This window comes from Limnomicrobium aquaticum (assembly GCF_040545545.1).
GTDB classification, from domain to species: domain Bacteria; phylum Pseudomonadota; class Alphaproteobacteria; order Rhizobiales; family Rhizobiaceae; genus Ensifer_A; species Ensifer_A aquaticum.
This window is the reverse complement of sequence record NZ_JBEPMB010000001.1, coordinates 97,892-120,537: the sequence shown is the minus strand read 5'-3', so window position 1 is coordinate 120,537 and position 22,646 is coordinate 97,892. Positions and strand designations below refer to the sequence as shown.

Here is a 22,646-nt window from a genome sequence, read left to right as displayed (position 1 = left end):
GGTTCATGCTGGATTCGGTCATCACGTTTTTCGAGACGATTTTCCTCAGCCTCGGGCGAGTGATCGGCCGGATCGCTGCAGCGATTGCCTGGCCCTTCCTGCGCATCGCCAACTGGTTTCGCGACCGCCACTGGATGGTGCAGGCACCCGTTGCGCTCGCATTTCTGCTGCTGGTTGGCCTTTACGGCTACTTCATATGGCAAACGCAGGTCTGGACGAACTTCAACACGAGCTTCGTGGACGTCCATAAATATTCCACGCGGGAAGCTCCGGCCGGCGCGGCGCTGACGGCAAAGGCGGACGGTTCGCCTCAGACCTGCCAGCCTTCGGCCATTGCGGAGACGGCGATCGAACTCACCGATTTCAACGTCAACCAGAATGCGTGGATCTCCTCGATGATCCTCTACAAGCTGGGCTTCTTCGGCGTCGACTGGGATCATACGCCATTCCTTGACAACAAGGCCAATTTCCAGCGCGGCGTGAACGAGGCCGTCCGTCGGGCAACCGTCGAACTTGTCGATACGCTCGGCCGCATGCGCGGTACATCCGGCATCAACAACAATCTGCAGAGCGCGCGCTCCAACATGCAATATGGCGAAGACAAGTGGTACTGGAGCACGTCTCCCTTCGGTCCGCTGACGCCTACGCCGAGCGTCTACCGCGCCGCGATCAAGGACCTCACGAACTTCAACAAGGAACTTTCCGTCTGCACGACAACGTTTGACGCGCGTGCTGACAATCTTCGGGAGTTCCTCGATCGGGTTGCAAGCTCTCTCGGCTCGACCTCCGATATCCTGCGCGAGCGCTCGGAAAATTACGGCGGCGGCTGGTTCGACACGCGTGCCGACGACCGCTTCTGGTTCGCCTTCGGGCAACTCTATGGCTACAACGCCATCCTTGCGGGCACCCGCGCCGACTTTGCCAATGTCATCAAGGAGCGCAATCTGGGCCCGCTCTGGGATAGGCTGCAGGGGCAGTTCAAGTCCGCGCTCAAGATCCAGCCCGCGATCATTTCCAACGGCGCGGAAGACGGCTGGATCATGCCGACCCACCTCGCCACGATGGGATTCTACGTGCTGCGGGTGCGCTCGAACATCCAGGAAATCCGGGACGTGCTGGACCGCTAATGGATAACGGCTGGATCAGGCAGGCTGCGCGGCATCCGGGATCATGTGACAGATGCCGATAATGTCGCCCTCACCGTTTTGCTTGGCGCGGTAGCGTCCGACCACGCGGACATAGCGAAATTCGCCTTGACCGCCTTCCGCCACGCGCATGACGAACTGGTAGGAGCCCTTCTCACGCGCCGCCGTTTCGACGAGTTCGAGTGCAAGCGTCTCGTCTTCCGGGTGAATGGCTCGGGCAGCAAGAGCGAAGTCGATCGGGCCATCCACGTCCGGCAGACCGAAAATGCGACGCACTTCTGCACAGCAGAATGTATGACCGCTTTCCAGATCCGACCTCCATATGCCGATTCGGACATGGGCCTGCACCAGACGCAGCGCATCCGCGTCGCTCATTTCGAGATAAGCCGGCAAGGAACCCAGCGACCGGCCGCCCGTCAATTGATAATAGAGATTCACGTTTCGATGCCCCATCGGAAGAGTTGAATATCTGGCCCGCAGCCCCTGCAGGCCGGAAATGGCGGCGCTAGTCCGTTGCCTTGACGTCCGCCGGGGCCTCGCCCCTTTCAGAAACGGAAACCTGCCGCAGCGGACTGAAGCGCTCGAAAGCAACGCCGATCATCCCACATGAACCGTCCTCCAGAGGCTTGTATTCGCCAATCGATACGAAGTCCTTATTGGGACCGTCGCCGACCTGGAGGGGGTAATGTGCAACCATGAGCCCCTTGCTTTCCAGCGCGGGAAACAGCTTCTCGCGGGCAAGATCGCGCCCCTCCTCGCTGAACCTGCCCTGGTAGGTGATCTGCCCGTCGACTTCGACCACGTCGACGATATCCGCAATCGCGCGGAAATTTCCGAAAATATGGAAATCCTTGCCATCGAAGCGCCAACAGTCGAAGAGCAGCCATTCCGAAAAGCAGGCCACGATCTCGCGATCGGACATCCCGACAAGCGGCGCGTCATGCATCAGCTGCCGGAACGCGTCTTGATAATCTTCTTGCATCGATAGGCCCCCGCCTCGTTTCGACAGGCCGCAACCTTTGTGATTGCCTGCCCGCCACCCCCCACAACCGAAACAGATATCCGCCTTGTTCGGAACGCTTCATCAGTATGTAGGGATATACCCGCAACGTAAATGGGCCAATAGTCAAAGCAATGTGATTTATTCAGCCGCCACGAGAGGCGCCGGCTGTTGCACGTCGATTGCACTGGGGAAGCACGCGCCGGAGCAGATGACAGCCCCGGCGCAGCCGCGTTTACTGCGGGTTCTTCAGATAGGCGATCAGGTCGGCAATATCCTGCGGCGTCTTGAGGCCCGCAAACGCCATCTTCGTTCCCGGCACGAGATCCTTCGGGTTCGGCAGATAGGCCGTCAGCTCTTCCTCGGTCCAGGTCTTGCCGGCACCGAAGGTCTTCATGCCGTCCGAATACTTGAAGTCGGCCACGGAGGCGACCGGACGACCCACAACGCCCTGCAGGCTGGGGCCGACCTTGGCCTTTGCATCCGTCGCGTTGTGACAGACCATGCAATTCTTCTTGAAAACCTGCGCCCCTTTGGCCGCGTCGCCATCGGCGAGCGCTACACCCGCACTGGCGGAGACTGCCGCAGCAGCAATCAGCATGCGAAGATACATATTCATTCCTTTCCCACCTCGATTGCGCTCTGCCCGCCACGCCGGACGGACCCCGAGCAGTGCTCTCCTAAGACACAAGGCGGGTCACCGCCTTGACCGACATCAAGTCTCCTGCATTTTGTCATCCCAATGAAGGCGGCAGAATGACACATATTTCTCATTGCCGCCGACCTCGATCTGCGCGCCTTCCTTGATCACCTTCCCCGCCTCGTCCAGCCGGACGACCATGGTCGCCTTGCGCCCGCAATGGCAGATGGTGCGCACCTCGCGCAACTCATCCGCAATGGTCAGCAGTTCCTGCGAGCCGGGAAACAGCTTGCCGCGGAAATCGGTCCTCAAGCCATAGGCCATGACCGGGATGTTGAGGCGATCGACGACGCGCGCCAGCTGCCAGACCTGCTCGGGCGTCAGGAACTGCGCCTCGTCCACGAAGATGCAGGCGATCGGTCCTTCCTTCATAAGGTCCTCGACCAGCACCTTCAGGTCGTCCGCCGCGTGGAAGGGAATGGCATCCGCGGTCAGCCCGATGCGGGACGAGACCTTGCCCCTGCCCGCGCGATCATCGAAGGCGGCGATCAGGATCACGGTGCGCATGCCGCGTTCCTGATAGTTATACGAGGCCTGAAGCAGCATGGTGGACTTGCCCGCATTCATCGTCGAATAGCTGAAATAGAACTTGGCCATGCGGTCGCCCTCTCGAATCCCGTGAACTTGCGCACTGTGCCTTAAATTCAGCGACGGCACGTTGCGCCGACTTTTCCATGGCCCCGACCACCTTCCGAAGCCAATTGGCAAGCGCCGGAAATCACAGATTTTTTCACCAGTGATGTCTTTGCGACATTTATATTGGCATTTGCGAAGGCGGACGCTTGCGGCGCAAGACGAGCCCGAATAGGCCCTTGAACTCGGCGGAATTTGATGCTTCGCTGACACCGAGGATGATTGATAAAGCTCATCCAAAAGAGGGAGAACTCCGTAATGACGCGTTCCATTTTGAAGTCCACGGCCGCCTTCGTGTTCGTCTTTGCCGCTGCAGCCGGTGCTGCCAAGGCAGCCGAACCGGCAAGCTGCGGCAATATCAACGTCGCCCAGGTGAGCTGGACCGACATCCAGGCAACGACCGGCGCTGTCGAGACGGTTCTGACCGCCCTCGGCTACAAGGTCGAAGTCAAGGAGCTTGACCTGCCGATCATCTACACCGGCATGGCCAACAAGCAGCTCGACTTCTTCGTCGGCAACTGGATGCCCTCTTCCACGCAGATCGTGAAGCCTTTCACGGATGCCAAGACGGTGGACACCGTGCGCGCCAACCTCGAAGGCGCCAAGTACACGCTTTCGACCAATGAATTTGGCGCCGCTCTCGGCATCAAGGATTTCGCCGACATTGCCAAGCACAAGAAGGAACTTGACGGCAAGATCTACGGCATCGAGCCGGGCAACGACGGCAACAAGAACGTCCTCGACCTGATCAAGGACAACAAGTTCGACCTGAAGGACTTCAAGCTGGTCGAATCCTCCGAACAGGGCATGCTGGCGCAGGTCGCCAAGCTCGACAAGGCCAAGAAGCCGGTCGTCTTCCTCGGCTGGGCACCGCACCCGATGAACGTCAAGTACAAGATGACCTACCTGACCGGCGGCGACGACTCGTTCGGCCCGAACTTCGGCGGCGCAACCGTCTACACGATGTCGCGCGCCGGCTATGTCAGCGAATGCCCGAATGTCGGCAAGTTCCTCAACAACCTCGTCTTCAACCTCGACATGGAAGACGAGATGATGGAATCCATCATGGACAAGGGCATGCAGGGCAAGGACGCGGCCAAGGCCTGGCTCAAGGCGCATCCGGATGCCGTGAAGCCCTGGCTCGCCGGTGTGACAACGAAGGACGGCGGCGACGCCGACGCGGCCGTGAAGAAGGCTCTCGGCCTCTGATCGTTCCCGCGCAGATCAAAGGGCGGCCCTCGGGTCGCCCTTTTTTGTTTGCGCATAAGGATTCACTGGCCCCGCTCTTCAAGTTGCGACACATTTGCGTAAACTGGATATATTGGGCCGCAGGCCGACAAGACGGTTGTCCGGCGAACGATGATAAACAAACGTCAAGAAGAGAGCGAAAAGCTCCGGCCGCATACCAGCCAACCGAAAACCAAAAAAGGGGAACCTAATGGACTGGCTCCATAGCTGGCTACTGGATGAGAACAACAAGATCATGATCGGCCGGGGGGCCAAGGTCGTGGTCGACTGGTTGACGACGAATCTCAGCAGCTTCTTCGATGCGATCGCGGCGGTTCTGCAAAGCTCGATCGACGCCATTCTTTGGCTGCTTCTGGGGAGGTTCGTTGAAGATACGGCGATTGCACCCTATTATCCCTTCATCACCATCGCCGCCTTCTGTCTGATTGCCTGGGCCGTGCGCCGCAAGTTCGGCGTCGTGGTGCTGACCGCCGTCGGCATGCTGCTGATCTACAACCAGCGCTACTGGACCGAGGCGATGGAAACGCTGGCCCTGGTTCTCGCGGCAACAGGCGTGTCTATGATCGTCGGCGTTCCACTTGGCATTCTCGCGGCCCGCCGCCCCTGGTTCTACGCAATCCTGCGACCCATCCTCGACCTGATGCAGACGATCCCCACCTTCGTCTACCTGATCCCGGCCTTGATCCTTTTCGGTCTCGGTGCAGTTTCGGGCCTCGTCGCAACGGTGATCTTCGCGATCCCGGCGCCGATCCGCCTCACCCGGTTGGGCATCATCTCGACGCCCCCTGCCCTCATCGAGGCCGCGCAAGCCTTCGGTGCCAATCCGATGCAGATCCTCACCAAGGTGGAACTGCCTTTCGCGCTGCCGCAGATCATGGCGGGCATTACCCAGACCATCATGCTGTCGCTCTCCATGGTGGTCATTGCCTCGATGGTGGGTGCCGAAGGTCTCGGCACGCTGGTGCAGCGCGCACTCGGCCAGATGAACGTTCCCATGGGCTTTGACTCAGGCATGTGCATCGTCATCCTCGCGATCGTTCTCGACCGCATCTTCAAGTTCTTCGACGAAGGAGAAACGGCATGACCGCAGTCAGCTTCGAGAATGTCAGCATCATCTTCGGTGACAATCCGAACCGCGCGCTCCAGATGGTCGATCAGGGCCACACGCGCGACGAGATCGGCAAGGAAACCGGCCTCGTGCTCGGTGTGGCAAACGCCACATTGACGATCAACGAGGGCGAGATCCTTGTCCTCATGGGCCTCTCAGGCTCCGGCAAATCGACGCTTCTGCGGGCAGTCAACGGCCTTGCCCCGGTGGTGCGCGGCGAAGTCGCCGTCAAGACCGATGGCGGCTCGCTGAACCCCTACAAGACGTCGAGAAGTGCGCTGCGGAATTTCCGCATGCATACCGTCTCGATGGTCTTCCAGCAGTTCGGCCTCCTGCCCTGGCGCTCGGTGGCCGAAAATGTCGGCTTCGGCCTGGAACTTGCCGGCGAGCCGGAATCCGTCCGCAAGGCCAAGGTCGCCGAACAGCTTCAGCTCGTAAACCTGACGCAATGGGCAGACCGCAAGGTGAATGAACTGTCGGGCGGCATGCAGCAGCGCGTAGGCCTTGCCCGCGCCTTCGCCACCGGCGCGCCGATCCTGCTCATGGACGAGCCTTTCTCGGCGCTCGATCCGCTGATCCGCACGCGTCTTCAGGATGAACTCCTGGAATTCCAGCGCAAGCTCAAGAAGACCATCATCTTCGTCAGCCATGACCTTGACGAGGCCTTCCGCATCGGCAACCGCATCGCCATCATGGAAGGCGGGCGCATCGTCCAGTGCGGTACGCCACAGGATATCGTCAAGAACCCGGTCAACCAGTATGTTGCCGACTTCGTTCAGCACATGAACCCGATCATGATGTTGTCCGCCGGCGACGTCATGAAGCCGGGCGCCTCCGAAAACGGCACCGTCGTCGGCACAGTTCAGGCAGATACGCCGTTGAGCCTCGTTCTCGATGCCATGGCGAAGACGCCGGGCGTGACCGGTGTTGTCGAGAATGGCGCAGTGATCGGCACGATCTCTGCCCAGGACATTCTTGAAGGCCTGACCCGGCACCGCCGCCGCGACGATTGAGACCTTGAGCGGCCGGGCGGCTGATAAAAGCCCGGCCGCGGCCTCCTTGAGCCGCGTGTCTTCAAAAATTGATCCGGGTTTCCGGATCGTGTACCGGGCGGCATCCATCTGTCTCGCCTCGGCTCGAGCTGAAACATTCCGCATCCTCATCGACTGTTGTAGGTAGATAGTACCTGTAACATTGAGCCGTGTGCCCGACCCGGGTCTGCGGCAAGGAACGAACGGAATGACGAAAGACGACAAGCCGAAGGTGCTGCGAGACACCGATGATCAGGCTCGCCAACAGGCGCGCGATCTTATTGTCACGGCACGCTTCGCGGCCATCGCAGTCATCGATCCCGAAACGGGGTATCCGAATTCCAGCCGCGTACTGACGGCAACCGACTGCGCCAGCCGGCCGGTCATCCTCGTCTCACGCCTTGCGGCCCACACGAAAGCGTTGCTGGCCAATCCGCGCTGCTCGCTGCTGTTCGGCGAACCCGGCAAAGGCGACCCGCTGGCCTGGCCGCGCATCAGCCTTCAATGTGATGCGTTGCCGGTAGTGGCGGATGACCCAGAGCGTGCGCATCTTCGAACACGCTTTCTCAGACGACACCCGAAAGCTGCGCTTTACGTGGATTTCCCGGACTTTCTGTTCCTGCGACTGTGCCCTGTCTCAGCCAGCCTCAACGGCGGCTTCGGCCGAGCCTATGCGCTCGCTGGTGAGGATTTTAATCTGCCCGCAGGTCTCTCTCCCCTGTCTTTGACACAAGAGGTTGAACGCGCGTCGAAAGCGGAATCAAGCAAACTGATTCCCGACGGTTACAGGCTCGCCGCGATTGAACCCGATTGCATCATTGTCGAGCAGCGCGGTGCCTTGCGCCGCATCGAATTGGCCAACTAATTGACATAAAACAACAATTCACCAAACTTTAGAAGATTCTGAGATATTGCTATAGCGATATATATCGATATGCAAACCAAATTGTTTGGTTTATAGTCGCTTAAGGCGGGTTCTATGTCCGCCCTCGCCATGGTGAAGCCTAGACACTTCCGGAAGTATACTTTGATGAATTTGGACAATCTGTACTCGAACGCCGGCGCCGCAGCCCTGATGATGTCAGCATTGGCCAATCAAAAGCGAATATTGATCCTGTGCAACCTGGTTCAAGGTGAAATAGCCGTTGGTGCACTGGCCGAGAAGGTTGGGCTCAGCCAGTCGGCGCTCTCGCAACACCTGTCGAAGCTCAAGGCCCTGAACCTCGTAAAGACTCGCCGCTCCGCACAGACGATCTATTATTCAAGCCCGAACCCGCAGGTTCGGACCCTCCTGAATACGCTCGACGCTCTCTATATGGTCGAGTCGAAGGGCAGCATCTGATCTGCGAAAATTCGCCTGGCGGCGACCCGCTCTCATGAGCGGGAAGGTCCCAGGATGCCCACTGCGCGTCCCGTTGCTTATGGCGTGATCAGCCAAGTCGGAAAAATATAAAAACGAACAGCTCTGCGGATAAGCCGCCTGAGCGAGACGATGTGCGTTCATCATGTACGCTCAGGCGATTATCATTGCCGCCGGTCACGTTTCTCCGCTGCTCGGTCCATGTTGCCCTTGACCATGCAGCCTTTCGGAATGCAATTCCTGAAACGTCGGAAAGAGCACCAGTGGAGATGGGCGCTTCCAGTCATCGATTATCAATTGCTAAACTTGCGCGAGCCTGTCGGAAGAGAACACGGCACGCGGGCGTGATCGACCATCAAAAAAGATCATGAACCCCGTTTTTTCGCCGTCTTGACGGGACAATCCGCACTGTTAACTTGACCGAATGATAAAGAATGAGGTTTCGCGTCGCCGAAACCCTTAAGTCCCTTCAGGAGACCTGGCAAATGTCCAACCGCACCACCGCAAAACCGAATGACCTGAGCGCCTTCTGGATGCCGTTCACGGCCAATCGCCAGTTCAAGAAGGAGCCTCGTCTGTTTGTGGGTGCAAAGGACATGCATTACACGACCCATGACGGGCGCACCGTTCTCGACGGCACCGCCGGTCTCTGGTGCGTGAATGCCGGCCACTGCCGTCCGAAGATCACCGAGGCCATCGCCAGCCAAGCAGGCGAACTCGATTACGCTCCGGCCTTCCAGCTCGGCCACCCGAAGGCTTTTGAACTCGCCTCGCGCCTTGTCGATATCGCCCCTGAAGGCATGGAGCATGTCCTCTACACCAACTCGGGCTCCGAATCGGTAGAGACGGCGCTGAAGGTGGCGCTTGCCTATCACCGCGCAAAGGGCGACGGATCGCGCACCCGCCTCATCGGCCGCGAGCGTGGCTATCATGGCGTCAACTTCGGCGGCATCTCGGTCGGCGGCATCGTCTCCAACCGCAAGATGTTCGGCACGCTGCTGACCGGCGTCGATCATATGCCGCACACCCACCAGCCTGCCAAGAACGCGTTTTCGCGCGGCATTCCGGAACATGGTGGCGTTGATATCGCCACCGAACTGGAACGCATTGTCACCCTGCACGACGCCTCGACCATCGCCGCCGTCATCGTCGAGCCGGTCGCCGGCTCCACCGGCGTTCTCATCCCGCCGAAGGGCTATCTCGCCAAGCTCCGCGAGATCTGCACCAAGCACGGCATCCTGCTGATTTTCGATGAAGTGATCACCGGCTTCGGCCGCCTCGGCGCGCCCTTCGCCGCCCAATTCTTCGACGTGAAGCCGGACATCATCACCACAGCGAAGGGCCTGACCAATGGCGTCATCCCGATGGGCGCCGTCTTCGTCACGAAGGACATCCACGATGCCTTCATGACCGGCCCGGAACATCTCATCGAGTTCTTCCACGGCTACACCTATTCCGGCAACCCGATCGCATCTGCCGCAGCACTTGCCACGCTGGACACCTACAAGGAAGAAGGCCTGCTGACCCGCGCCGCCGAGCTCGGCCCCTATTGGGAAAATGCGCTCCACTCGCTGAAGGATTGCCCCAACGTTATCGACATCCGCAATGTCGGTCTCATCGGCGCCATCGAACTCGCCCCCATTGCCGGCGAACCGACCAAGCGCGCCTTCACCGCTTTCCTCAAGGCTTACGAGAAGGGCCTGCTGATCCGCACGACCGGCGACATCATCGCTCTCTCACCGCCTCTGATCATCACCAAGGCGCAGATCGACGAACTGTTCGACAAGCTGCGCGACGTTCTGATGAACAACATCTGACGGCAGCGCAGCACCGTTAAAATTGTTTAAACGATTGACCAGACAGCCCCTCACCGGGGCTGTCTTTCGTTAGAGCAATTCCAGCGAAAGTGGAAACCGGTTTCGCGTCCGGAATTGCGGAAAAACGAGGAGATAGAGCGTTTCAGCGCTTCTTATGAAACGCTGAAACGCTCTAAGTCAGCTGTCCCGGAACCGGCCAGAACGGCCGTATAGGAACAAGTTTACCAATTATCTTCGGCCGAATTTAAACACTCTGCGCTATCTCAGGTTTAATCTAGACGCGGAGTTTGAATATGTTGCGCGGATTTTTAAGAGATAGAGCAGGCAATTTCGGGATTATGACCGCGCTTTTGATCGTCCCGATCATTGGCGTAGCCGGCCTTGCAGTCGATTTTACAAATGCACTCACCGTCAAGGCGAAACTTCAGGGTGCCGGCGACGCGGCAGCGCTCGCGGCCATTGCGGGTTCTTCCCCCGGAATGCGGGCTGCGTTTGCGATGCAAGGCGACGGCACGATCCCGATTGCCCAGGAGGACGCCAAAGCCTTCTTCCGCGGCCAGTTGCAGCACGTCACGGGCTACAGGATCGATTCAATCGACGCCAGCATCGTGAAATCCGGCAAGAACATCACCTCGGTGGTGAACTACAAGGCCACGGTTCCGACCTATCTCGCGCAGATTTTGGGCCAGCCCATTGTGACGGTCGCGGGCCACGCGACTGCAAGCTACGAAGCAGCAACATATCGCAACTTCTATCTCCTGCTCGACAACACGCCGTCGATGGGGATCGCCGCGACCCAGACGGACATCAACAATATGATCCGCCTCACGACGACCCAATCCGAACCCAACGGATGCGCATTCGCCTGCCACATAAGCCAAACGATGCCCGATGGTAGCGTGCGCGAAGATCAGAACGATAACTACCACATCGCAAAAAACAATCACGTGACAACGCGCATTGACGTGGTCGCTACAGCCACGGCAAGATTGCTGCAGGAAGCGACGAAAAATCGTGGAAACAACACGAGCCTGTATCGCATGGGCGTCTATACCTTCGGCAAGTCGGCCGAGAACATGCAGCTTCAGGAAGTCGTCGCGCCGACAACCGACCTTGACACAGCCGCCGCAACCGCCAAGGCAAATGTCAACCTGATGACGATCCCAGGACAAGGTTTCTACGGCGACCGGATCACCAACTTCGATACCGCCTTCACACAATTAACGGCCAAGCTGGGGCGCCCTGGCACCGGCACCGACCCCAGCTCGCCGCAGAAGATCATCTACCTCGTCTCGGATGGCGTTGGCGACAGCGACAAGTCGGCAACATGCACCAAGCCGCTCTTCTATGACCAGACATGGGGGCCGCGCTGCCAGGAACCCATCGACACCACCGTCTGCGATACGCTGAAAAGGCAAGGCTTCACCATTGCAGTCCTCTACACCACCTATTTGCCGCTGAAAAATGATTGGTACGATCAGTGGATCTCTCCCTTCCAGAGCGAGATCGGCCAGCGCATGAAGGCCTGCTCGTCGCCGGGCCTCTACTTCGAAGCCACGACGCAGGGCATCGACGACGCCATGACAGCGCTATTCAACAAGATCGTCGCCATGCCGCGCCTGATCAATTGAGGATCCGACCGGCTCAACGCAAGAAATTAGGGAGGGCGGCTCAGGCCGCCCTCCTTGCTTTCAGCCTCGCCCGCAAAATCGACGGATTGCCCGAAAACCATTTCTCCCGACATGATACCGTCGGCAATGGCCGCTATAAGCGCCTTGCCACTCGGGCCAAATCACCCCATCATGCAATGAATGAATATTGCTGTCGCGAGATTGTTAGATGACCGAATTGAATTCGCCCGCTAAACATCGCCCCGACATGCACCAGCACCTCCTGCAACTGATGGGCCAATGGCAGGATGCCATTCAGGCCTTTGACGAGGCCGTGGCAAACAAGCTCGGGCTCATCACCGCCGAACACCGTTGCCTGAAGGCATTGATGGACGGGGCAAAAACCGCCGGACAGCTTGCGGTCGCCTCCGGCCTGACGCCGGCCGCCGCGACCTCCATGATCGACAGGCTCGAGAAGCGCGGTTTCCTTGAGCGGCAGCGTGACGGGACGGACCGGCGCAAGGTTCTCGTCGCCATGACCAAACCCGCCAGCGACACGCTGGCGCGCTTCTACAAGCCCTTGTCGACGGAGCGAACCGCCATGCTGGCCCGCTTCTCGCCGGCCGATCTTTCCGTCATCGAAAAGTTCGTTGAAGGGGCATTGGCGCTTCAGCAGGCCCATGTAGAGCGGACCGAGAACGAGCCGCTGTCCTCCTGATCGGTCATTTTTGAGGGCAATCCGTTATTCTGCTGAACCTTTCGCCCTCCTCCCGCGTATTCAATGCAAAGGAGATCACGATGAACACTGACAGCCGCTCGCTCAAGCCAATTCTCATCCACGCGGTTGCCATCCTCGCCGTCATCGCCGTTGGCGCGGGCATCGGAACGACCATCGGGCCCGACGACTGGTACTGGACGTTGAACAAGCCCTCGTTCAATCCCCCGTCATGGCTCTTCGCACCGGTGTGGACAATTCTCTATGTCTTCATCGCCATCGCCTTCGCCCGCACGTTCCTGCGTGACCCCAAGGGACCGGCCATGCAGGTCTGGATCGTGCAGATGTTGCTCAACTGGAGCTGGACGCCGCTCTGGTTCGGTCTGCACATGATGTGGGTCGCCTTCGCTGTGATCGTGGCGCTCTGGCTTTCCATCGTCGCCTTCATCTGGCTCACGCGCCGAGCAGATCCCGTGTCCTCAATCCTCTTCGTGCCCTATCTCGCCTGGGTCTCCTTCGCCGCCATCCTCAATGGTACCGTCGCGGCAATGAACAGCTGATCGCCTGATTGCACCCTGTGCATTTGCCCGCGAGTCTGCTTAAGTTGCGCCAACGGCAATCGGACAAGGGTGCAGGCATGAGCGAACTGGAACGGCGGATCGATCAGGGAACGGGCCGCGAGCCGGCCGACATCGTCCTCAAGAATGGTCGCTTCTTCGATCTGGTGACCGGCGAACTCGTCGCATCCGACATTGCCATCTGCGGCGACACGGTTGTCGGGACGAGCGGGAGCTATTCAGGCAAACGCGAGATCGATATCTCCGGCAAGATTGTCGTGCCGGGCTTCATCGACACGCATCTGCACATCGAATCCTCCCTCGTAACCCCGCACGAATTCGACCGTTGCGTCCTACCTTATGGTGTCACGACGGTGATCTGCGATCCGCACGAGATCGCCAACGTGCTGGGCACCGAGGGCATCGAATTCTTTCTCGCCTCCGCGCTCGAAACCATCATGGACATCCGCGTGCAGCTCTCCTCCTGCGTGCCGGCCACCCATCTGGAAACCGCCGGCGCCGACCTGCCGATCGAAAAGCTGCTTCCCTATCGCAATCACCCGAAGGTCATCGGGCTTGCCGAATTCATGAACTTCCCCGGCGTCGTCTACAAGGACCCGGTCTGCATGGCCAAGCTTGAAGCGTTTCAGGGGAGCCATATCGACGGCCACGCCCCGCTTCTCTCCGGAAACGACCTGAACGGTTATCTCTCCGCCGGCATCCGCACCGACCATGAATGCACGAGTGCGGCCGAGGCGATGGAGAAGATTCGCAAGGGCATGCATATCCTGGTCCGCGAAGGCTCCGTCTCGAAGGACCTGCACGCGCTGATGCCGATCCTGACCGAGCGGCTCTCACCCTTCCTGGCGCTCTGCACCGACGACCGCAATCCCCTCGACATCGCCGAACAGGGCCATCTCGACTATCTGATCCGCACGGCGATTGCGCACGGCGTCGACCCGCTGGCGATCTATCGTGCCGCCTCCATTTCCGCCGCGCGCGCCTTCGGCCTGCGCGACCGCGGCCTCGTGGCCCCCGGCTGGCGCGCCGATCTCGTCATCATCGACAGCCTGGAGAACTGCAAGGCCGAGACTGTCTTCGCGGCCGGTCGCGAGGTAACGCACAGCCTGTTCGGGACCCGCAAGCCCGTCGCGCCCGTCGGCCTCGCCAGCGTGAAGGCCCGCACGGTCAAGGCGGCCGATTTTGGCGTTCCGGCAACCGAGGGCGAGACCTCCGTCATCGGCGTCCTGCCGGGCAAGATCATTACGGAACATCGCCGCTTCCGCCTGCCCGTCGATGGTAACCAGACGACCGTCGATTTCGAGCGCGACATCCTGAAGGTCGCGGTCATCGAACGCCACGGCAAGAACGGCAACCACGCCAACGGCTTCGTTCAGGGCTTCGGCCTGAAGAGGGGCGCAATTGCTTCCACAGTCGGCCATGACAGCCACAATATCTGCGTGGTTGGCGCAAATGACGAGGACATGGCGATTGCCGCCAATCGTCTCTCGGACATCAATGGCGGCTTCGTGGTTGTTCAGGATGGCAAGGTGACCGGGGAGATCGCCCTGCCTGTCGCAGGCCTGATGAGCCTTGAGCCATATGAAGCGGTACGCGACACGCTGCACCATCTGCGCCAAGCCGCTTTCGCGCTAGGTGCAACGCTGGAAGAGCCATTTCTGCAGCTTGCCTTCCTGCCGCTGCCGGTGATCCCTCACCTGAAGATTTCCGATCGCGGTCTTGTCGATGTCGACAAGTTCATGCTGATCGGATGAAATCGTCCGTGATCTTCGCCTCGCCGGCAACGAGCGAACGCCAGATGTCGATCTTGCCGGCCAGTAGCTCCGGTGTGAACGGCTTCGGCAGATAATCGTCCATGTCAGCGTCAAGACAGGCGTTGCGGTCATGCTCGAGCGTGCGGGCGGTGATGGCGATGATGGGCGTGCGGCTCAGCGCCTGCGCCGACTCCGCAGCGCGGATCGCAGCCGTCGCCTCGTAGCCGTTCATGCGCGGCATCAGAATGTCCATGAAGACGATTTCCGGCTTGTAGAGGTTCCAGAATTGGACCGCCTCCTCGCCGTCGCGCGCGATCCGGAAGTTGAGACCGAGGGATTTGAGGATCTGCTCGCAGGCCAGCGCGCTCACCTCGTTATCTTCCGCCACCAGAACGTCGATCGTATCGATCTTGCCCGCGCCTTCGCCGATCGTAACTTGCGCCTGCGCCTGCATCGCTGCCACGCTGGTGGCGGCTGGCTTGCCCCGGCGCCGACGGGCGGCCATGACATCGCAAAGCGCGCCGAGGAGCAGTGAGCTTCGGACCGGCCGCTGCAATTGCGCCTCCACCGCGATCTCTGCTACCCCTTGGAGGCTGTCCGACAGAACCGGCGTCATCAGCACGACGGAAATTTCCGAGAACCGTGGATCGTCGCGCATACGTTCGATCAGCTTTCGCGCGCCCCGCCGCTCCAGCGTGCTGCTGAGCACGAGTATGTCGATGGATAGTCCGACACTCTCTGCCGCTTCGAGAATGTCAAACGCGTCGCCGATGGTCTCAACGCCCGTGGCGTCGAACCGCCATCCCGCCAGCAGGGTCTCGATAGACCGCCGGGAGACGGCAATCTCATCCACCACGAGAACCCGGCTGCCGACGGTCGGCAGGATCTCATCGTCTTCATTGCGACTGTCGGCGCATTCGAATGGCACTTCGACCCGAAACGTACTGCCGATGCCGACCTCGCTGTCGAGTTCGATCGTGCCCCCGAAGAGCTTGACGAGCCCGATACTGGTCGGAAGGCCGATGCCCAGGCCTTCGGTATGCCCCGCACGTGTCGATTGGGAACGGGAGGCGGTCTCGAAAATCGCCAGCTGACGATCCGGCGAAATTCCGCACCCCGTATCCTCCACCTCAATCGTCAGCATTCGCTTGCCGCCATGGCGCGGGCCAGCGGAAAGCCTGATTTCCACATGGCCGCGATCAGTAAAGCGAATGGCATTGGAGATCAGGTTGAAGACGATCTGCCGGAAGCGCAGCGGATCGCCAAAGACACGCTTTGGAATATCAATCGTCGGGGAGACAACAATCGCGAGGCTTTTCTCCTCGGCCTTTGCTGCAAGAATCGTCGCGGTATCGTCCACCGATTCCAGAGGATTGAAATGAATGGGATGCAGTTCGAGATGACCGGAATCGAGCCTGGAGAAATCGAGAATGTCATTGATGAGCGTCATCAGCGACTTCGCCGATTTGGTAATCGCGTTCACATAGGTCTTTTGCCGCGTATCGAGTTCGGATCGCGACAAGAGCTCCGCCATGCTCAGCACACCGTTCATTGGTGTCCGAAACTCGTGGCTGACAGTGGCCAGAAAATCGGACTTCGCCCGGTCGGCCTTGGCCGCGCGGCGCAAGAGGCGCTCCAGGTCCTCCTGCCGCCGGCGAAGCTCGGTCACATCGGTCAGAAGTGCGATGGCGCCGCCATCATCCACCGGTCTGATTTCCAGCCTGATCCAGCGTTTGTCTGCAACACAGAAGCTGACGTCGCGCGCAAGCCCCTTTGAAGCATGCTCTCGCAGATCCTCCAGGAAGGCCACCGGGTCGGGCCCGAAATCACCGCGTTCAGCACAATGCGCGAAGACGCTTTCCCAACCGCCGCCGACCTCGATCATGCCCGGCGGCAAGTCCAGCAGTCGGTCTATCGTGCTGTTTGCCATCCGAATCTGGCCGGTTGGGGAAATCATGAGCAGGCCCTGTGACATCGTCACCAGCGCCTTGTCCATCAACTCGCCTGTCTCCGCCAGTTTGGCGCGCGCCTCATCGAGAACGCGGTCCTGCCGCCGCACCTCGGTGATGTCGTTGAATGTCAGAACCACCCGCCCGCCGGCAATCGGATGGCACTGGACAAGATAGGTGTCGCCGTTTGCCGTCACGAACTCCCGGATCGGCAGCTCGCCCGCCTTCAGAAAGGCGCTCCATTTTTCCTGTGCTGCCTCAAGCTGTTCGGAGGTGAGCTGAAAATGGCCATTGCTGACGCTATGCGTCATCATGTCAAAAAAGCTTCTGCCGATCAGTCCAGCCAGCTCCGTATGCGCCCATTTGCGCAAGACATTTTCGTTGACGAGCTCGACGATCAGATCGTCCTGCCGGATGACGATCACCCCGGTGTCGATGCTGTTCATGATGTCGGAGAGCTGCTGCCAGGCTGCCTCTGCCTGATTGCGGGCCTGCTCGAGCTCCAGTTCCCGTTCTCTAAGCGGCGTCATGTCGAGAAGCGAACCAACCACATAGCGCTTGCCATCCGGGAGCATTGCCCGGCTGATGCGCGACTGGATATGGGCGCCCTGATCCGCCCGGTGCCGCATGACGGTCTCGCGAACCGAGACCTCGCCGGTTGCCAGCACCCTGTCATTTTCCTCGATATAGCTTTCGGCCTCGTCGCCGAACACCGTTCGCTCATCGGCGCCGCATGCCGGAAGCTGACGGCTTTCGAGAAGTTCGCGCTCGACCGCGTTGGCGTAGATCATGATGTGGCTTTCGTCGCGCACGAAAACCGGGACCGGCAGCGCATCGAGAATCGACTTGTAGAGACTGACCTCGTCCCTCTGCTTGATCAGCAGCGCTTCGCGCTCCTGGCTGTCCGTGATGTCGAGACGCAGCCCGACGACATAGCCGTTCTCAAGGCGGCGATTGATGGCCCTGATCCAGCGGCCGGTTCCAAGCCGGCTGACATTCTCGTAAAGGGTCTGGCGATAGGCGCCCAGCCGCTCTTCCACCCAGCGCTCGCAAGCCCGCCGGTCCGTCGTATCGACCATCGGGTCAAGCCCACGCTCGATCCCGCGCGTCAGGATATCCGAGATCGTCTCGCCCTTCCTGATCGACCCCATATAGGGCAGATAGAGCTGCACCATCCTTTCGTTGACGAAGGCGACGCGATCCTGCGGATCGACGATCAGTATCCCCGCATCGATATGGGAGAGTGCATTTTTCAGAACCGACAGAAAGGCAGGCTCCGGATCCTCCACCCGCTGCGCCGGCGCAACGTTGCTCGCACCGCCCGTTTCGGTGGTTTCCCACCACAGCGCCGGCGGCACGGCGACGACAGGCGGCGCCGGTTCCAGATGCTCGTAGAGGAAGATGGCACCTGTCTCGCTGACAAACTGCTCGATCTTCAGGCGCTGAGGGCGCTCAGCCAGGCCCACGGAAATCAGGATGTCGGCCTCGGAGCCGAAGACGATGGCCTTGCGCTCCAACTCGTCGCGAAGGCCAGCCTCCGCCGCATCCGGCAGGTCGGCATCGGTCAGGCCGATGAAATCCTGTGGCGGAAGATGGTGGATCCCGGCGAAAGCGGCGCTGACGGCGACATAGCGCAGTTCGGAGTCCTTGATGCAGGCAGGAACACGGGTGCGCGCCAGTCTCTGGCACGCCATAGCGAGCAGGTCCACGCCTTGCTGCACTTCGCCTTCTCCCGAATCCTATTGCACTTTCATTGCCTTAATTAGGCACACGGAGCGTTAAAGAATTGGTTAACCATCGGCTGTCAGCTTTAACCAATGTTGCCAATCGAGCGTCCATTGCTGCAATGCACCCTGATCAACCCGCACACTCTTGACATTTCGGCCCAATCGTAAGAGAAGCATGCAGCTTTCCCCTTCCGGCCGCCGCGTGAGCTGGCCGTTGCAATCGCCGACCATGGCAAGGACCTGTCGGAGCAACAGAAGGAAAAGCGCGTTGCATTGATGCCGGGTTCCACGCCGGCGGCGCTGAAAGCAAATCAACTTAACCCACAAGTTCCCAATTCACGCGGGGTTCTTGACGCGAACGACACCCGGAGCCCGATCATGGTGCCCCGGATAATCGGCGTTTGCGTCCCCGAAAGGCTGAATAACCTTGACTAAATTTTCCGACCTCGGTCTCTCTGCCGGCACATTGCGCACACTGGAAGGCATGGAATTCACCACGCCGACCCCGATCCAGGTGAAGGCAATCCCGCTGGTGCTGGAGCGCCGCGATATCATCGGCCTCGCCCAGACCGGCACCGGCAAGACGGCCGCGTTCGGCCTGCCGATCATCGAGCATCTGCTGACCGAAAACCAGCGCCCGGAACCCAAGGCCGTGCGTACACTGATCCTGGCTCCGACCCGCGAGCTGGTGAACCAGATTGCCGGCAACCTGCGTTCCTTCATCAAGGACACCAAGCTGCGCATCGCGCTCGTCGTCGGCGGCGCATCGATCCACAAGCAGGCCCAGCTTCTGGCCCGCGGAACCGACATTCTTGTCGCCACCCCCGGCCGCCTTCTCGACCTGTGCAAGCGCAACGACGTCAACCTGACAGCCGTGCGCTACCTCGTCCTTGACGAGGCCGACCAGATGCTCGACCTCGGCTTTATCCACGACCTGCGCCGCATTTCGAAAATGGTTCCCAAGCGCCGCCAGACGCTGCTCTTCTCGGCCACCATGCCGAAGCAGATCGAGGAATTGGCTCAGGAATACCTGACCGACCCGATCCGCGTCGAAGCATCCACGCCCGGCAAGACCGCCGACAAGATCGAGCAGTTCGTCCATCACGTCACCGGCAAGGACCAGAAGACGCAGCTGCTTCGCCAGTCGCTGACAGACAATCCGGACGGCCGCGCCATGGTCTTCCTCAAGACCAAGCACAGCGCCGAGAAGCTTTCGAAGCATCTGGAAAACATCGGCTTTGCAGCCGCCTCCATCCATGGCAACAAGAGCCAGAGCCAGCGCGAGCGTGCGCTGAAGGCTTTCAAGGATGGCGAAATGCGCGTTCTGGTCGCGACTGACGTTGCGGCCCGCGGCATCGACATTCCCGGCGTCACGCATGTCTACAACTATGACCTGCCGACCGTCGCCGAAGCCTATGTTCACCGCATCGGTCGCACGGCCCGCGCCGGCAAGGAAGGCATTGCCATTGCATTCTGCGCACCGGACGAAATCAAGATGCTCCGCGACATAGAGAAGCTGACCAAGGTCGCGCTCACCGTTGCCAGCGGCGAGCCGCCGGCCGATACACGCGGCGCCGGCAATCAGCCGTCGCGCGGCGCTGCCCGCCCGGCCCGCAAGCCGCACCGCAAGGGCCAGGGCCGTCCACAGCAGGGTGGCGAAGGCGCGGAAGTCCGCGGCGAGCAGACCGCACGTCCGGCCCGCCGCCCGCATTCCGAGGCTCAGGCTGGCGAACGCAAGCAGGGCAATAACGGTCACCATCAGGCCGGCCGTCCGAACGGCGATCGCAACCGCAGCGACCGCCCCGGCGGCCAGAAGCGCGGCAACCGCGGCGGAAAGCCCGGTGGCTACACGCGCGCAGCCCAGGGCTGATAACCCCCTGCAGGACATGGCGGCGTGAACCCGCTGGTCCCGAAATGCAAAGGCCCCGGCGAACCGCTCCGCCGGGGCCTCATTTGTTTTGGCCGCTGTCTTTCCGGTCTTAGAACTCCTGCCAGTCACCCCTTGTATCAACTGCCGCATTCCCCGAAAACGCGGAGGCAATCTTGCGACCCATCGCCTTGACCGGTGAGACGGCAGGGCGATCAGCCGGGGCAACATTCCGGACCGGCGCAGGTGCCACCATACCGCCCTCGGCCAACTTGAACTGCGCCAGCAGCCGGTTGAGCGAGACGACCTCGGTGGCGAGGCTGTGGCTCGCAGCAGTGGATTCTTCCACCATCGCCGCGTTCTTCTGTGTATCCTGATCCATCTGGTTCACAGCCGTGTTGATCTGCGCGAGGCCCGAGGCCTGCTCCTGCGCCGATTCCACGATCGCCAGAACGTGCCGGTTGATCTCCTGAACTTCAGTGACGATCGTTTCCAGCGCCCGTCCCGTCTCCCCGACCAGCTTCACGCCCTGCTCGACCTGCGTGTTTGAGGTCGTGATCAGTGCCTTGATCTCCTTGGCTGCAGTCGCCGAGCGCTGCGCCAGTTCCCGCACTTCCTGTGCCACAACCGCAAAGCCCTTGCCGGCATCACCGGCGCGCGCAGCTTCCACGCCGGCGTTCAGAGCCAACAGGTTCGTCTGGAAGGCGATCTCATCGATGACGCCGATGATGTTGGAGATTTCGTTGGCCGACTTCGAGATCATCTCCATCGCAAGAACGGCCTGGCTGACGACCTGACCCGACTGCTCGGCACCAGCCTTGGCACGGCTGACAAGCTGTCCAGCCTCCTGCGCCCGGCGGGTGCTGTCGCGAACGGTCGTCGTAATTTCTTCGAGCGCCGCGGCCGTCTCTTCAACCGCTGCAGCCTGCTGCTCGGTGCGCTTGGCCAGATCGTCGGCGGCTGCCTTGATCTCGCTCGACCCGGCATCGATGCCGCGGGCATTTTCCGAGACGGAACGAAGCGCTGCCTGAAGCTTGTCGGCAGAGTTATTGAAGTCGCTGCGCACGCCATCAAGCGTGGCAACGAAGGGTTCGCGGATGCGGTAGGAGACATCCCCATCCGAAAGCTTGGCCAGTGCCGCCGCCAGATTGTCGACGGCGAACTGAACGTCGGCCGCTTCCCTGGCCTTCTGCTTCTCGCGCTCGATGCGTTCCTTCTCGCTCATCGAGCGATTGGCTTCCGTTTCCTGTTCCAGACGAATGCGTTCGATGGCACTCTCCTGGAAGACAAGCACGGCCTGCGCCATGGAACCCACCTCGTCCTTGCGGTCCAACCCGTCGATCTTCGAAGCCGTATCGCCGGATGCCAGCGCGGCCATACGCTCACGCAGACGGGAAATCGGACCGGTAATGCCGCGGGTCGCGACATAGAGCGACAGAACGATGCCCAGGATAAACGCGAAACCGACCGCCCCGAGGCTTGTCATGATCGTCCTGTCCGTAATGTCGGACAGATCGTCGCTCTTCTTCAGCAGCGCCGCCTGGCGAGAATCGTTATATGCGCGGAGATCGGCCCGCCATTTGTCAACGGCGGGGTCGATGCCGGCCAGCACTTTTGCAGCTTCGTCCTTCTTACCGTCCAGATCTGTCTGCACAGCCTTGTCGATCACGTCGAACAGCACCTGCGCACGCGTCTTGAAATCGTTGACCGCAACAGCAGCTTCCGGCGTCAAGGCGACAACCTTGTCGAGCCGCGTCACGATATCCTTTTTGCTAGAATCGTAGAAGGCTTTGACACCGGCATAGCCCGGATCCGAGTTATCGTAGGCTACCAGCTGATAGGCGCTGTAGGGCACGCTGACCATCGCGGTTGCAGCCCGCACCATCTGGATGGCAGCCACGCTATCAGTGGTCAGAAAGTCGGAATATGTATTATCCGCGTTCTTGTAGAAATAGGCCATGCTGCCGGTCGCCCCCAGGCCGACAACGCACAGGGGCACGACAATGGACAGGATTTTCGCCTTGATAGATATGTTCGCCAGAACTGACATCTGCTCTCTCGCCAGTGGATCCTGCCTTCTCGTGCGGAAGGCATGACGGACTCGGAATGAGGACATTGCACGGCGACACCCAAGTCATTCGGGCCTTGTTCGGGGGAGGATCCGGCCCAACTGAGATCGGATCCCTCGCACGCTAGAAAGAAATTCCAAACCAAAAGTTAATTCCGGAACCACAGATTAGTGATTCCTAATTAAACATTAGATTGCACCTATATGTTCACTACGCAGGAGAAAATTGACAGATCACAAGAAATGGAAAAATCCCGGCAGACATGGCTGCCGGGTTCGATCCGTTCGAAGCGCTATCAGTTGCAGGTGAGGGCGACAGACCTATCCTAAAGGTCG

The 22,646-nt window shown here is 60.2% G+C and carries 18 protein-coding genes; 12 read left to right on the top strand and 6 right to left on the bottom strand.

Annotation, left to right across the window (positions count from 1 at the left end; all coding sequences use genetic code 11):
* The first annotated feature begins 5 nt into the window (after window positions 1-5).
* Window positions 6-1,127: a DUF2333 family protein gene (locus tag ABID16_RS00615; protein WP_354554129.1), complete on the top strand. Its 1,122-nt coding sequence runs from the start codon at window positions 6-8 to the stop codon at window positions 1,125-1,127.
* Window positions 1,128-1,142: 15 nt separating this feature from the next.
* Here the strand turns inward: ABID16_RS00615 and ABID16_RS00610 are convergent, their stop codons facing one another.
* From ABID16_RS00610 to ABID16_RS00595, 4 genes are all read right to left on the bottom strand, one after another.
* Window positions 1,143-1,583, bottom strand: a complete 441-nt coding sequence (locus ABID16_RS00610) for a PAS domain-containing protein (protein ID WP_354554127.1) — start codon at window positions 1,581-1,583, stop codon at window positions 1,143-1,145.
* 67 nt (window positions 1,584-1,650) lie between these two features.
* Window positions 1,651-2,127: a hypothetical protein gene (locus ABID16_RS00605; protein WP_354554125.1), complete on the bottom strand. Its 477-nt coding sequence runs from the start codon at window positions 2,125-2,127 to the stop codon at window positions 1,651-1,653.
* 253 nt (window positions 2,128-2,380) lie between these two features.
* Window positions 2,381-2,764, bottom strand: a complete 384-nt coding sequence (locus tag ABID16_RS00600) for a c-type cytochrome (RefSeq protein ID WP_354554122.1) — start codon at window positions 2,762-2,764, stop codon at window positions 2,381-2,383.
* A gap of 96 nt (window positions 2,765-2,860) precedes the next feature.
* Entirely contained in the window at window positions 2,861-3,442 is a 582-nt protein-coding gene (locus tag ABID16_RS00595; RefSeq protein ID WP_354554120.1) for a thymidine kinase, read from the bottom strand.
* 294 nt (window positions 3,443-3,736) lie between these two features.
* On the opposite strand from ABID16_RS00595, the gene choX reads away from it, so the two are divergent.
* From choX to ade, 10 genes are all read left to right on the top strand, one after another.
* Complete coding sequence (gene choX / locus ABID16_RS00590) at window positions 3,737-4,687, top strand: choline ABC transporter substrate-binding protein (RefSeq protein ID WP_354554117.1); 951 nt, start codon at window positions 3,737-3,739, stop codon at window positions 4,685-4,687.
* 229 nt (window positions 4,688-4,916) lie between these two features.
* Window positions 4,917-5,810: a choline ABC transporter permease subunit gene (choW, locus tag ABID16_RS00585; RefSeq protein ID WP_354554115.1), complete on the top strand. Its 894-nt coding sequence runs from the start codon at window positions 4,917-4,919 to the stop codon at window positions 5,808-5,810.
* The gene (choV, locus tag ABID16_RS00580) at window positions 5,807-6,847 is read left to right on the top strand and encodes a choline ABC transporter ATP-binding protein (RefSeq protein WP_354554113.1); all 1,041 of its coding nucleotides are present in this window, start codon (window positions 5,807-5,809) and stop codon (window positions 6,845-6,847) included. Before choW ends, choV begins: the two co-directional genes overlap by 4 nt.
* A 226-nt stretch (window positions 6,848-7,073) precedes the next feature.
* On the top strand, window positions 7,074-7,730 hold the full coding sequence (locus tag ABID16_RS00575) for a HugZ family pyridoxamine 5'-phosphate oxidase (RefSeq protein ID WP_354554111.1): 657 nt from the start codon (window positions 7,074-7,076) through the stop codon (window positions 7,728-7,730).
* A gap of 165 nt (window positions 7,731-7,895) precedes the next feature.
* On the top strand, window positions 7,896-8,207 hold the full coding sequence (locus ABID16_RS00570; RefSeq protein WP_354554109.1) for an ArsR/SmtB family transcription factor: 312 nt from the start codon (window positions 7,896-7,898) through the stop codon (window positions 8,205-8,207).
* Window positions 8,208-8,710: 503 nt separating this feature from the next.
* A complete protein-coding gene (aptA, locus tag ABID16_RS00565) occupies window positions 8,711-10,042 on the top strand; it encodes an omega-aminotransferase AptA (protein WP_354554106.1) in 1,332 nt (443 codons plus the stop codon).
* A 293-nt stretch (window positions 10,043-10,335) separates the two neighbouring features.
* The gene (locus tag ABID16_RS00560) at window positions 10,336-11,673 is read left to right on the top strand and encodes a pilus assembly protein (protein ID WP_354554104.1); all 1,338 of its coding nucleotides are present in this window, start codon (window positions 10,336-10,338) and stop codon (window positions 11,671-11,673) included.
* Window positions 11,674-11,881: 208 nt separating this feature from the next.
* The gene (locus tag ABID16_RS00555; RefSeq protein WP_354554102.1) at window positions 11,882-12,370 is read left to right on the top strand and encodes a MarR family winged helix-turn-helix transcriptional regulator; all 489 of its coding nucleotides are present in this window, start codon (window positions 11,882-11,884) and stop codon (window positions 12,368-12,370) included.
* A gap of 80 nt (window positions 12,371-12,450) precedes the next feature.
* Window positions 12,451-12,927, top strand: a complete 477-nt coding sequence (locus ABID16_RS00550; RefSeq protein WP_354554100.1) for a TspO/MBR family protein — start codon at window positions 12,451-12,453, stop codon at window positions 12,925-12,927.
* A 77-nt stretch (window positions 12,928-13,004) separates the two neighbouring features.
* Complete coding sequence (ade, locus tag ABID16_RS00545) at window positions 13,005-14,699, top strand: adenine deaminase (RefSeq protein WP_354554098.1); 1,695 nt, start codon at window positions 13,005-13,007, stop codon at window positions 14,697-14,699.
* Here ade and ABID16_RS00540 read toward each other — a convergent pair.
* Entirely contained in the window at window positions 14,683-18,369 is a 3,687-nt protein-coding gene (locus ABID16_RS00540) for a PAS-domain containing protein (RefSeq protein WP_354554095.1), read from the bottom strand. The two genes, ade and ABID16_RS00540, sit on opposite strands and share 17 nt — an antisense overlap.
* 433 nt (window positions 18,370-18,802) lie before the next feature.
* On the opposite strand from ABID16_RS00540, the gene ABID16_RS00535 reads away from it, so the two are divergent.
* Window positions 18,803-20,245: a DEAD/DEAH box helicase gene (locus ABID16_RS00535; protein WP_354554093.1), complete on the top strand. Its 1,443-nt coding sequence runs from the start codon at window positions 18,803-18,805 to the stop codon at window positions 20,243-20,245.
* Window positions 20,246-20,354: 109 nt separating this feature from the next.
* Here ABID16_RS00535 and ABID16_RS00530 read toward each other — a convergent pair whose 3' ends face one another.
* The gene (locus ABID16_RS00530) at window positions 20,355-22,292 is read right to left on the bottom strand and encodes a methyl-accepting chemotaxis protein (protein WP_354554091.1); all 1,938 of its coding nucleotides are present in this window, start codon (window positions 22,290-22,292) and stop codon (window positions 20,355-20,357) included.
* Between the last annotated feature and the right edge of the window lie 354 nt (window positions 22,293-22,646).